This window comes from Micromonospora sp. WMMD734, assembly GCF_049178975.1.
GTDB classification, from domain to species: Bacteria; Actinomycetota; Actinomycetes; order Mycobacteriales; family Micromonosporaceae; genus Micromonospora; species Micromonospora wenchangensis.
In genome coordinates this window covers 6772268-6784431 of the sequence record NZ_JBMHMK010000001.1, presented here as the reverse complement: position 1 = coordinate 6784431, position 12164 = coordinate 6772268, and the positions used below count along the sequence as shown (strand labels likewise).

Genomic DNA, 12164 nt, shown 5'->3' with positions numbered 1-12164 from the left:
CCCGGAGGGTGTTACCGGACGATCCGAAGATCAGAGCGGGCGGATGTTCTCCGCCTGCGGGCCCTTCTGGCCCTGGGTCACCTCGAACTCGACCCGCTGGTTCTCGTCCAGGCTCCGGTAGCCGGAGGTCTGGATCGCCGAGAAGTGGGCGAAGACGTCGGCGCCGCCGCCGTCCGGGGTGATGAAGCCGAAGCCCTTGTCAGCGTTGAACCACTTGACGGTGCCAATTGCCATCTGTTTCGTCTCCTTGACGGAACGTCGGACCCGCACCTGTTGCGGGCCCGAAGAGGAGCGCTCCGCGCGGGATGCGCGAATCGCCTGTTGTTTTTGGTCGCCCCGCCCGGAGAACTCCGGACACAACAAAGAGCGCCTGGGGCCACAATCCGCCAGGCGCACACAGAGTCTCTGGAAACCAAAACTGCAACAAGAACAACTTACCACGGATCCGCCGTCGCGCCACCCCCCACCGGATTTTCCGGCAACCCGGCGATGATCGCGGTCAGCCCGTCGGCGTCCAGCAGGTCGGCCGGGCGCACCGTCACCCCCTCCCGGACGTAGTGGAAGGCGGCCCCCACCCGGTCCACCGGCACCCCGGCCAGCTCCGCCCAGGCCAGCCGGTAGACGGCCAACTGCACCGCGACCACCTCGGCCTCCGCGCCGGTCGGCTGCCGACCGGTCTTCCAGTCGACCACGTCGTACCGGCCGCCGGGGCGGGAGAAGACGGCGTCCATCCGGCCCCGGACCACCACGCCGGCCAGCACCGTGGCGAACGGCACCTCCACCTCCACCGGCACCCGGTCGGCCCACTCGCTGGCCAGGAAGCGCTCCTGGAGCTCGGCCAACGCCCCGTCGGGCGCGGCGTCCGCGTCGGCGGCACCCGGCAACTCGTCCACGTCGAGCAGCCGGTCGATGCCGAACCGGGACTCCAGCCAGGCGTGGAAGGCGGTGCCCCGCCGGGCGTACGGGCTGGGTGGGGTGGGCATCGGCCGGCGCAGCGTACGGGCCAGTTGGGCCGGGTCCCGGCGCAGGGCCACCAGCTGGGTCACCGACAGGTGGCCGGGCAGGGTCACCTCGACCGCCTCAGCCTGCCGCAGCAGCTCCGCCCGCTCGGCGAGGAGCAGGTCCGCCTCCCGCCGCCACCGCACCACCTCCGGATCGGGCTCGGGCGCAGCCACCTCCGGACCAGCCGCTTCCCCGCCCGCCACCACCCGGCCCGCCGCCTGCCGCCCAGCCGCCTGCGGACCTGCCGCCGGTGGGTCCACCACCTCCGGCCCCACCGCCGCCTGGGCGTCGATTGCGGGGGCGGGGACAGGACCGGGAGCTTCCCGGCGGGCCGCGTCAGGGTCGGCGAGGAAGCGGCGGACCAGGGCCGCCGCCTCGGTCAGCGCCGGCCGGCGCGGGCCCAGCGGGTCGGCCGGCCACTCCGCCCGCAACACCAGCGCGGTGGTCGGATTGACCGCGTCACCCGCCGGTTCGGGTGCCCACTCGTCGATCAGCAGGCCGTCGCCACCGGTCAGGCAGGCGTCGTACACCTCGCGGAGCAGCACCGACGGGCCCCGGAACCGCTTGGTCCCCTCCCCCCACCAGTACCCGGAGCAGAGCAGCAGCCGCCGGGGCCGGGTCACCGCCACGTACGCCAGCCGGCGTTCCTCGCGTTCGTCGTGCGCCCGCCAGGCGTCGGTGAAGTCGGCCACTGCCCGGGCCACCCCCCGCTGGTCGGCCACCTCGGTCAGGTCGAGCACGGGCAGCCCGTCGGCGTCGCCGCGCAGCGGGAACGGCAACACGCCGAGCCCGCCCAGCCAGTGGTCGGAGTTGCGGACCTGACCGGGCCAGCCGCCCCGGGTCAGCCCGGCGACGGCGACGACGTCCCACTCCAGGCCCTTGGCGGCGTGCGCGGTGAGCACCTGCACCGCGCCGTCGACCACCTCCACCTCGCCCGGGGACAGCCCGCGCTCCTCGTCCTCGGCGGCGGTCAGGTAGGCCAGGAAACCGGCGAGCGTCGCCGCCGGGGTCTCGCCGCTGAACCGGGCGGCCACGTCACCGAGCGCGTCCAGGTGCCCCCGGGCCAGCCCGGCGTCGCCGGCGCCGTCCCGGCCGGCCCGGACCGCCACCTCGACGTCCAGGCCGATGGTGCGTTCCACGTCCGCGATCAGCTCCGGCAGCGTCTGGTCCAGCCGGTACCGCAGCAGGGCCAACTCCATCCCGTACGACCGCAGCCGCGCGTACCCCTCCGCCGAATACGCCTGCGCCGGCCCCAGATCGGCCAGCGCCTCCACCAGGGTCGCCTCGTCGAGGGCGTCCACCACGATCTCCGGCCCGTCGTCGCCGGTCACCTCCCGGCGGGCCCGGGCGATGGCGCGTGCCCGCCGGTGCAGGGCCACCAGGTCACGCGGCCCGATCCGCCAGCGCGCCCCGGTGAGCAGGCGCAGCAGCGCCGCGCCGTCGGTCGGGTCGGCGAGCACCCGCAGGGTGCAGACCACGTCCCGTACCTCAGGGGTGTCCAGCAGCCCGCCCAGGCCGACCACCTCGACCGGCAGCCCCCGCGCCCGCAGGGCCGCCTCGATCGCCGGGATCTGGCTGCGGACCCGCACCAGCACGGCGGTGGCGGGGCGCTGCGGCACCGGGATGTGCTCGGGCAGCGCGCCGGGCATCCGGGCCGCCCCCCGCCAGGCGGCGAGCACACTGTCGGCGATCCAGTCCGCCTCGTCGACGTACGTGGGCAGCAGCGCACAGTGCACGGTGCCGGCGGCCCGCCCGCGGGGGCTGCGGTGCGGGATCGGGTCGCGGACGCTCAACGCGGCGTGCAGCTCCGGCACCCGGGCGCCGGCCGCCCGCAGCGGCACCGACAGGGTGTTGGCCACCCCGAGGATCTCCGGCCGGTTACGCCAGCTGGTGGTGAGGCTCATCGCCCCGGCGGGGGTGCCGTCGGCGTGGGCGAAGTCGGTGGGGAACCGGTCGAGCGTGCCGGCGCTGGCCCCCCGCCAGCCGTAGATCGACTGACAGGGGTCGCCGACCGCGGTGACCGGGTGACCGCCGCCGAACAGGTGGTTGAGCAGCACCACCTGGGCGTGGCTGGTGTCCTGGTACTCGTCGAGCAGCACCACCCGGTAGCGGTCCCGCTCGACGGCGCCGACCGCCGGATGGTCGCGGGCCACCCGGGCGGCGCGGGCGAGCTGGTCGGCGAAGTCCATCGCCTCGAAGTCGTCCTTGCGCCGGGCGTACGCCCGCACCAGCGGCAGCAGCTTCAGCCGGGTGCGTTGCAGTTGGAGGGCCTTGCGGACGTCGGCGTAGACCCGCCCGGGATGGGCCTGCACCTCGGCGAAGAACCGGCCCGTCCAGGCAGCCAGGGCGTCCGGGTCGACCAGGTGTTCGTCCAGCTCGCCGGCCAGCGCCAGCACGGCGTCGGTGATCGTGCTGGGCATCCGGTCGACCTCGGACATGTCCCCGTCGTAGTTGCGGACCAGCAGGTCGACCAGTTGCCACCGGGACGCCTCGGTGAGCAGCCGGGTGGTCGGCTCGTAGCCGGCCCGCAACCCGTGCTCGGCGACGATCCGACCGGCGTACGAGTGGTAGGTGGCGACGGTGGGCTCACCGGCCAGCGGATCGTCGAGCGGATTGCGGGCCCGCCGCCCGAGCCGCCGCACCAACTGGTCCAGCCGGGTACGCACCCGGTGCGCCAGCTCACCGGCGGCCTTACGGGTGAAGGTCAACCCGAGGATCTGCTCCGGGCGGACGTAGGAGTTGGCGACCAGCCACACCACCCGGGCGGCCATCGTCTCGGTCTTGCCCGAGCCGGCGCCCGCCACCACCAGCAGCGGCGCGACCGGCGCCGCGATGATCGCGGCCTGCTCGGCGGTGGGGGCGGGCAGCCGCAGCAGCCGGGCCAGCTCCACAGGCGTGTAGCGCGGCCCGGCGTCGGCGGTACGCGGCACGGGAGTGGCGGCGCTGAACAGGGTCGGCTGGGTCACCGCTCTCCCCTCGTCGCGCGCCGCGGCCCCGGCCGCCCGGTCGTCGGTGGCGCGGCCGACACGTTCACTCCCCGCCCGCCCGGTGCTCGCCGGTGGTCGGCGGCTCGACGACCTGCCGGCCCTGCCCGGAGACCGGGCAACTGGTCCGTACCGGGCAGACCCGGCACTTCGCGTTGGCGACGGCGGCGAAGGTCGAGGCGGCCATCGTATCGGCGGTACGCCGGACCAGGGCGGTGGCCCAGCCGGCCTCGGGGCCCTGCCCGGCGGCGGCCTGGGTCTGCTCGCGGGCGTCCTTCCCGCCGGTGCCGAGCTGCACCAGCGCCGCACCCCCGGCCTCGTCGCCGAACTCGGCGAACCCGCCCGCCTCCACCGCCGCCTGGTACGCCCCGAGCTGCGGATGCTCGGCCATCTCCCGTTCGGTGACGGTCGTCGACTTGCCGGTCTTGAGGTCGATCACCACCAGCCGGCCGTCGGCGTCGACCTCCAGCCGGTCGACCCGGCCGGTCAGCTCGATCGGCCGGGTCGGGTCGTCGAGGCGGACCGCGAACTCGTGCTCGATGGCGAGAAGCCGGCGCGGGTTGCCGGCCAGCCAGCGCAGCAGCTTGTCCACCATCGCCTCGGCGCGTTCCCGCTCCGGGCCGACCATCCACCGGGCCGCCAGCTCGATCGCGTCGAACCGGGCAGCCACGTACTCCAGCAGGGCCGTCCGGTCGGCGCTGGCGTCCTCGGCCAGCATCGCCGCGGCGTGCACCAGGTTGCCGACCCCCTGGGCGGCGCTGGCCGGCCCGCTGCCGCCGTGCCGCTCCAGCAGCCAGCGCAGGCTGCACCGCAGCGCGCTCTCCATCCCCGACGGGGTGACCCGCACCGGTTCACCCTCCTCGGCCAGCGGCCGGTCGTCGGAGAGGCTGCGCAGGCCCCACCAGTCGTCCGGGTGCGCGCCGGGGATGCCGGCGGCGGCCAGCCGGGCCAGTTCGGCCGCCGCCGCGCGCCGCCGGGCCACCGACGCCGCCGGGTCGACGATCGCGGTACGCAGCTCCGCCACCAGCGCGGAGAGGGTGAGCGCCCGGGGTGGCCGGCCGACGGGCAACTCCCGGGTCGGCCCCTCCTCCGGTTCATCCCCCGGCCCCCCGGGCAGGTCCTCGCCCGCCTTCCCGGGTTCCCCGGCGGGCGGGGTGGGGCCGCTTCTGGTCGGGCCGTCTCCGTCCTGGCCGGTGACGCCGAGTTCGTGCAGGAAGCGGCTGGGCTGCTCCTCGTGGTCGTCGCCGCCGACGGCGGCCGAGGCGACGGCGGTGACCAGCAGCCGCCGCCGGGCCCGGGTCACCGCGACGTGGAACAGCCGGCGTTCCTCGTCGAGCAGGGCGGAGGTCTGCCCGACCAGGCTGGCCCGGGTGCCGGTGCCGTCCGCCCGGCCGGCCAGCACGTCGACCAGCCGTTCGGAGCCGAGCAGGCTGCCGCGCAGCCGCAGGTCGGGCCAGACGCCCTCCTGCACGCCGGCCACCGCGACCAGGTCCCACTCCAGGCCCTTGGCCGCGTGCGCGGTGAGCAGGCGGACCGCCTCGCCCCGGTCGGCGCTGGCCGCCAGGGTGTCGGCCGGCAGGTCCTGGCCGAGGACGTGGTCGAGGAAGACCTCCGTCCGCGCGCCGGGCAGCCGGTCGACGAACCGGGCCGCCGCGTCGAAGAGCACCAGCACCGCGTCGAGGTCCCGGTCGGCGGCCTCGGCCCGCCAACGCTGGGCGGTCTCGTGCTCCCCGGTGGCCGCCCGCCCCCGGTTGATCGCCCCGGCCCAGCGTTCGGCGAGACCGCTGGCGTCCCACACCGCCCAGAGCACGTCCTCGGCGGTCGCCCCGGGCACCGCCGCCGCCGTCCGCGCGGTGGCGAGCAGCTCCGCGACCGTACGGGCCGGCTCGACCCAACGCCGTTCGATGCCGGCCAGCTCGGCCGGGTCGGCCAGCGCCTCGACGATCAGTTCGCCGGAGGGCCGCCGGTCACCCCGGGCCAGCGCGAGCGCCCGCAGCCCCTGGCGTAGCCGCCGCTCGGCGAGCGGGTCGGCCCCGCCCAGCGACGAGTGCAGCAGCGCGATCGCGGACTCCTCGTCGAGCCGGGCCGGTTCGAGCGCGCAGCGCAGCAGGAGCAGCAGCGGGGCGACCGCCGGTTGCAGGTGCAGCGGCAGGTCCTCACCGTGCACGACGGTGGGCACCCCGGCGGTGTGCAGCGCCCGGCGCAGCGACGGCAGGTGCAGGTGGGTCGAGCGGACCAGCACCGCCATCGCCGACCAGGGCACCCCGTCGAGCAGGTGGGCCGAGCGCAGCGCGTGGGCCAGCCAGGCGGCCTCGCCGGTGGCCGAGCGGAAGGTACGCACTTCGACGCTGCCGGGCGGCGCGTCGGGCAGCGGTCGCAGCCGCCGGTGCCCGGCCGGGCCGCGCAACCGCCTGGCGAGCCGACCGGTGGCCCCCAGCAGCACCGCACCGGCCCGGTACGAGGTGGTGAGGGTGACCTGCGCCGCCGGTGCCCCGGAGGCGGTGCGGAACCGGTGCGGGAAGGCGGTCACCACCGCCGGGTCGGCACCCCGGAAGGCGTACGTGGAGGAGTCCGGGTCGGCGAACGCCACCAGGGACCGGCCGCCCCCGGCCAGGACGGCCAGCAGGTCCTGTTGGGCCGGGTCGGTGTCGGCCAGCTCGTCGACATAGACGTGGGCCAGCCGACGGCGTTCGGCCGTCAGCAGCTCCGGATCGTCGAGGAGCATGCCGGTGGCCGCCCGCACCAACTCGGCCGGGTCGTACGCCACGGAACCCCGGTTGCCGACGTCGCGCAGGGCGAGGACGGCGACGTACTCCCGCAGGAACCGGGCGGCGGCCGGCCAGTCGGCGCGGCCCAGCTTCTCCCCCAGCCGGGCCAGCTCCACCGGCCCGACGCCGCGTTCGGCGGCGCGCATCAGCAGGTCACGCAGCTGGGCGGCGAACGCCCGGGTACGCAGGGCGGGAAGCAGGTCGTCCGGCCAGCCGACCGGGTCGTCGTCGGGCTCGCCGCCGACGACGTCGAGCAGCTCCCGGATGATCAGATCCTGTTCGGGGCCGGTGAGCAGCCGGGGGGACGGCTCGCCCCGCTCGGCGGCGGCCCGGCGCAGCAGCCCGAAGGCGTACGCCGGGAAGGTGCGCACCAGCGGCTCCCGAAGCACCAGGTGGCCGTCGGCGGCGATCCGGGCCTCGATCCGTTGCCGCAGCCCGGTGGCCTGCCGACGGCTGAAGGTGAGCACCAGCAGACGTTCCGGGTCGACCCCCTCGGCGACCCGGGCGGCCACCGCCTCGACCAGGGTGCCGGTCTTGCCGGTGCCCGGCCCGCCGAGAACCAGCATCGGTCCGTCGGTGTGCGCCACCACCTCCGCCTGGAGCGGATCGTGCCGCCGCCCGCCGGGGCGAACGGCATCGCCCGCCGGGCCTCGCGCCGGTGGGCTCCCCTCGGGGCGTACGGCATCGCCCGTCGGCCCCCCGGGCCGCGGCTCCCCCTCGTCACCCGCACCGGCCCGACCCGGCCCCTCGGCCGGCCCGCCGTGCCGGTCGTCCCCCCGGACGTCCGCGGCGGACCGCCCGTCCTGCGGGCCCGGTCCGGCAGGTCGGCGCACCAGCCGGTACCCCTGCACCCCCACATCCCACCATGTCGGTACGACACCCCCCCCAGGGCACCACCCCGCCCGGACGGGGCGGCCGGATGCCGGTCCGGCCTCGGGTCAGGGCAGCCGGGCCTCCAGGGCGTCGAGCGCGGTGGCGACGGTCGGGGTGACCGTGAGCAGGTCCAGGCCGGCCGGCTTGAGGAAGGTCTGGTCGGTGATGGTGGCCAGCCAGTCGAGCAGCGGGCGGTAGAAGCCATCGGTGTCGACCAGCACCATCGGCTTGGCGTGCATGGCCAGCGTGGCGGTGGTCCAGACCTCGAACAGCTCGTCCAGGGTGCCCAGACCGCCGGGCAGGGTGAGGAACGCGTCCGACTTCTCGATCATGACGGTCTTGCGGCTGGCCATGCCGTCGGTGACCAGCAGTTCGTCCGAGGCGAGGTCGGCGACCTCCAGGTCCACCAGCGCCTGCGGGATCACCCCGACGGTCCGCCCACCGGCCGCCCGCGCCCCGTCGACGAGCGCGCCCATCATCCCGACGCAGCCGCCGCCGCTGACCAGCGTGTGCCCGCGCCGGGCCAGCTCCGCGCCGGTCTCGGCCGCCAGGTCCAGCCAGCGCTGGTCGAGGGTACGGGAGGACGCGCAGAACACACAGATCGCCGCCACCGGCTCAGTCCTCCCGGCCGTCGACGACGCCCCGGCCCGCGCCGCCGGACCCGGTGCCGTTGGACGCCGTACCCGGGGAGGGGGTGGCGGTGTCCGCGGCCCGGCGGGCGGCCTGCTGGTCGGCGGCGGTACGCGCCACCGCCGCCTCACGGACGGCCTCCTGGTCGGCGGCGAGCGCCGCCTCGGCCTCGACGATGTGCCGGACCGCGGCGTCCACGTCGTCGGTGAGGCAGATCAGCTCCAGGTCCACCGGGCCGATCTTGCCCTCGGCGGCCATGCTGTCCCGCAGCCAGTCGAGTAGGCCCCGCCAGTAGTCGGTGCCCATCAGCACCACCGGGAACCGGGTCACCTTGCCGGTCTGCACCAGGGTCAGCGCCTCGAACAGCTCGTCCATGGTGCCGAACCCACCCGGCAGCACGACGAACGCCTGGGCGTACTTGACGAACATGGTCTTGCGGGCGAAGAAGTAACGGAAGTCGATGGCCAGGTCGACCCAGTCGTTGAGCCCCTGCTCGAAGGGGAGTTCGATGCCCAACCCGACGGAGAGGCCGCCGGCCTCGCTGGCCCCCCGGTTGGCCGCCTCCATCACACCGGGTCCACCGCCGGTGATCACCGCGTAACCGGCCCGGGCGAGACCCGCGCCCAACTCCTCGGCCAGCCGGCACTCGGGACTGTCGGGTTTACTACGGGCCGAGCCGAAGACACTCACCGCGGGTGGCAGATCGGCTAACGTGTCGAAACCCTCGACGAACTCGGCGAGGATGCGCAGCGCCCGCCAGGCGTCCTTCGTCTTCCAGTCGCTGCGCCCTCGGGAGTCGAGCAACCGCTGGTCAGCGGTGCTGGTGGGGATCGCGCCACGGCGCAGTGTCACCGCCCCCCGGTGCCGCTCCGGATCGCGGCCCGACTGTCGCCCGTTGGTCTGACTCATGTCAGTCACCGTAGTGGAGACGCACGTCAGGGCGGTGCTGGCCGACGGGTCGGAGAAAAAGTTCGCGATCATGGGCAACTAATTCTGTCGCCCGTACGTCTTACTATTCACATACCGGGTATGGCCCGGCGCGCGCCTTCGGGGGAGGAGCAAGCGTGATCAGCAACAACGAACGGATGCGGATCCGTCGGCAGATGCAGCGAAGGATCAACGAGGTGGTGGCCGAGCGCCGCCGCGCCCGACAGCTGGAGGTGCCGGTGGAGCCGGCCGCCCAGTCCGTCGAGCCCAGCGAGCCCGACAGTCCCCGCCTCACCACCGTCTGACACCACCAGCCCGACCCGCGTCGACCCGGCCGGAGCACCCGCCCCGGCCCGCACCACCCGACCGGCCGGCCGCCTCACACCCCTGGCCGGCCACCCGAGCCTTCACCCAGTACGCACCGAGGCCCCCGCGGTCCCCCGACCCGGGGGCCTCACCACATCCACCCCGCCGACCCCGCCCTCTGCAACCGTCCCGGCCCACGCCGCTCCCGACCGGGCCCACGCTCCTGCCATCCCGGCCCACGCTGCTCCCAACCCGGCCCACACTGCTGCCGGCCCGGCCCATACTGCTCCCAACCCGGCCCGCGCTGCTGCCGGCCCGCTCCCCAGCCCCGCCCCACGCCCGGCCGAGTCCCCGCGCCGCACCCGGTCCGCTCCCGCAGCCAGCCCGGGCCCGCCCCGCACTCGGTGATCAAGAGAAATGAGTCGTGATCAAGAGAAATGGGGAGTGGGAGAGCGCTCTCGGTGACACAAACCTCTTGATCACCGGGGCGAACCCGGGGCGGGGCGCGGGGCGGGGCGGGGGCGCGGGGCGGGGGGCGGGGTTAGGCGGGGGTCAGCCAGCGGTGGAGGGTGGCGGCGCCGTCGCGGATCTTGGTGAGTTCGACGTGTTCGTCCTTGTGGTGGGCGAGGTTGGGGTCGCCGGGGCCGAAGTTCAGCGCCGGGATGCCCATCGCCGCGAACCGGGCCACGTCGGTCCAGCCCAGCTTGCCGATCGGGGCGGCACCGACGGCAGCCAGGAACTCCTGGGCCACCGGCGCGTCGAGTCCCGGGGCCGCGCCGGCCGCCGCATCGGTGATCGCCAGGTCGTAGCCGGCGAAGACCTCCCGCAGGTGCGCCTCGGCCGCCGCCGGGTCACGGTCCGGGGCGTACCGGTAGTTGATCTCGATTTCGCAGCGGTCGGGGACGACGTTGCCGGCCACGCCGCCGTCGATGCGCACCGCGTTGAGGCCCTCCCGGTAGTCGCAACCGTCGATGGTGACCCGCCGGGCCTGGTATTCGCCGAGGCGGCGGAGCACCTCGCCCGCGCCGTGGATGGCGTTGACCCCGCGCCAGGAGCGGGCCACGTGGGCGCGTTCGCCGGGCACCGTGACGATCGCCCGCATGGTGCCCTGGCAGCCGGCCTCCACGATGCCGTACGTCGGTTCCAGCAGCACCGCGAAGTCGGCCCGGAGCCATTCCGGGTGGGCCTCGGCGACCAGGGTGAGCCCGTTGTACCGGGACTCGATCTCCTCGGCCTCGTAGAAGAAGTACGTCACGTCGTACCGGGGGTCGGGCAGGGTAACCGCCAGGTGCAGCGCGAAGGCCACCCCGGACTTCATGTCGGAGGTGCCGCAGCCGTACATCAGATCCCCGCGCATGGTCGACGGGAAGTTGTCGTTGTGCGGCACCGTGTCCAGGTGCCCGGCGAGCACCACCCGGGAGGACCGGCCCAGATCCGTCCGCGCCATCACGGTGTTGCCGTGCCGGAAGGTGCTCAGGTGCGGCACCCGGCGCAGGACCTCCTCGACACAGTCGGCGATAGCCTTCTCGTCGAGGGAGACGGACTCGATGTCGACCAGGGCGCGGGTCAGCGCCACCGGATCGGCCAGGATCTCGGGGGTAAGCGGGTTCTCCATGATTCGCACGGTACCGTCCTGGACGGTGGGCGGGAGGGGTGAGCCCACCGGCCCCGCAGCCGCGAACGAGAGGGTAGAACAGTGACGTCCCAATCCGCCTGGGGTATCGGCCTGGCCACAGTGACCGCCGCCGAGCAGGTGCTCGACACCTGGTACCCGACCGGCAAGCTGGGCCTGGGTGAGCTGCCGCTGGTCCCCGGCGAGGACCAGGCCGACGTGCTGGACCTGCCGCCCGGCGCGGTCGGCGAGCGGGCCCTGCCGGGCCTGCGTACGGTGCAGGTGGTCACCGTGATCGGCGCGCTGGACGAGCCGATCAAGGACGCCGCCGACGCGTACCTGCGGTTGCACCTGCTCTCCCACCGCCTGGTGCGGCCCAACGAGCTGAACCTCGACGGCATCTTCGGCAAACTGGCGAACGTGGCCTGGACCTCGGCCGGCCCGTGCCCGCCGGAGCGGGTGGACGAGCTGCGGGTGATCGAGCGGGCCGCCGGCCGCCACCTGGCCGTGTACGGGGTGGACAAGTTCCCCCGGATGACCGACTACGTGGTGCCCGCCGGGGTGCGGATCGCCGACGCGGACCGGGTCCGGCTCGGCGCGCACCTGGCCGCCGGCACCACGGTGATGCAGGAGGGCTTCGTCAACTTCAACGCCGGCACGCTGGGCACCTCGATGGTCGAGGGCCGGATCGTGCAGGGCGTGGTGGTCGGTGACGGCTCCGACATCGGCGGCGGCGCGTCGATCATGGGCACCCTCTCCGGTGGCGGCACCGACCGGGTGCGGATCGGGGCACGGAGCCTGATCGGCGCGAACGCCGGGGTCGGCATCTCGCTCGGCGACGACTGCGTGGTCGAGGCCGGCTGCTACGTCACCGCCGCCTCGAAGATCACCCTGCCGGACGGCCGGGTGGTGAAGGCCCGTGAGCTGTCCGGCGTCGACGGCCTGCTGTTCTGGCGCAACTCGGTGACCGGGGCGCTGGAGGCGAAGCCGCGCAGCGGCCAGGGCATCACGCTCAACGCCGCCCTGCACGCCAACGACTGACCCGCACGGGTCCGGGCCCGC

General features: G+C 74.9%; 8 protein-coding genes. 2 read left to right on the top strand and 6 right to left on the bottom strand.

The window, feature by feature from the left end:
- Positions 1 to 30: 30 nt before the first annotated feature.
- The 5 genes from ACN267_RS29655 to ACN267_RS29635 all read right to left on the bottom strand — a co-directional run bounded on the left by ACN267_RS29655 (position 31) and on the right by ACN267_RS29635 (position 9166).
- Positions 31 to 234 (bottom strand): cold-shock protein, encoded by a 204-nt coding sequence (locus ACN267_RS29655; RefSeq protein ID WP_067374184.1) that lies wholly within the window; start codon positions 232 to 234, stop codon positions 31 to 33.
- A 200-nt stretch (positions 235 to 434) separates the two neighbouring features.
- A complete protein-coding gene (locus ACN267_RS29650; RefSeq protein ID WP_421490132.1) occupies positions 435 to 3968 on the bottom strand; it encodes an ATP-dependent helicase in 3534 nt (1177 codons plus the stop codon).
- Between the two features lie 64 nt (positions 3969 to 4032).
- On the bottom strand, positions 4033 to 7605 hold the full coding sequence (locus tag ACN267_RS29645) for a PD-(D/E)XK nuclease family protein (RefSeq protein ID WP_421490131.1): 3573 nt from the start codon (positions 7603 to 7605) through the stop codon (positions 4033 to 4035).
- A gap of 87 nt (positions 7606 to 7692) precedes the next feature.
- Positions 7693 to 8238 (bottom strand): TIGR00730 family Rossman fold protein, encoded by a 546-nt coding sequence (locus ACN267_RS29640; RefSeq protein WP_204957839.1) that lies wholly within the window; start codon positions 8236 to 8238, stop codon positions 7693 to 7695.
- A gap of 4 nt (positions 8239 to 8242) precedes the next feature.
- Positions 8243 to 9166, bottom strand: a complete 924-nt coding sequence (locus tag ACN267_RS29635; RefSeq protein WP_421490130.1) for a TIGR00730 family Rossman fold protein — start codon at positions 9164 to 9166, stop codon at positions 8243 to 8245.
- Positions 9167 to 9321: 155 nt separating this feature from the next.
- On the opposite strand from ACN267_RS29635, the gene ACN267_RS29630 reads away from it, so the two are divergent.
- The gene (locus ACN267_RS29630; protein WP_204958239.1) at positions 9322 to 9489 is read left to right on the top strand and encodes a hypothetical protein; all 168 of its coding nucleotides are present in this window, start codon (positions 9322 to 9324) and stop codon (positions 9487 to 9489) included.
- Between the two features lie 542 nt (positions 9490 to 10031).
- Here the strand turns inward: ACN267_RS29630 and dapE are convergent.
- Complete coding sequence (gene dapE, locus ACN267_RS29625; RefSeq protein WP_421490129.1) at positions 10032 to 11105, bottom strand: succinyl-diaminopimelate desuccinylase; 1074 nt, start codon at positions 11103 to 11105, stop codon at positions 10032 to 10034.
- 81 nt (positions 11106 to 11186) lie between these two features.
- On the opposite strand from dapE, the gene dapD reads away from it, so the two are divergent.
- A complete protein-coding gene (dapD, locus tag ACN267_RS29620; protein ID WP_281894406.1) occupies positions 11187 to 12143 on the top strand; it encodes a 2,3,4,5-tetrahydropyridine-2,6-dicarboxylate N-succinyltransferase in 957 nt (318 codons plus the stop codon).
- Positions 12144 to 12164: the final 21 nt, after the last annotated feature.

Excerpts from the sequence above, each read along its gene's own strand:
- ACN267_RS29655 (WP_067374184.1), bottom strand. The coding sequence starts at position 234 with ATGGCAATTGGCACCGTCAAGTGGTTCAACGCTGACAAGGGCTTCGGC.
- ACN267_RS29635 (WP_421490130.1), bottom strand. The coding sequence starts at position 9,166 with ATGAGTCAGACCAACGGGCGACAGTCGGGCCGCGATCCGGAGCGGCAC.
- dapE (WP_421490129.1), bottom strand. The coding sequence starts at position 11,105 with ATGGAGAACCCGCTTACCCCCGAGATCCTGGCCGATCCGGTGGCGCTG.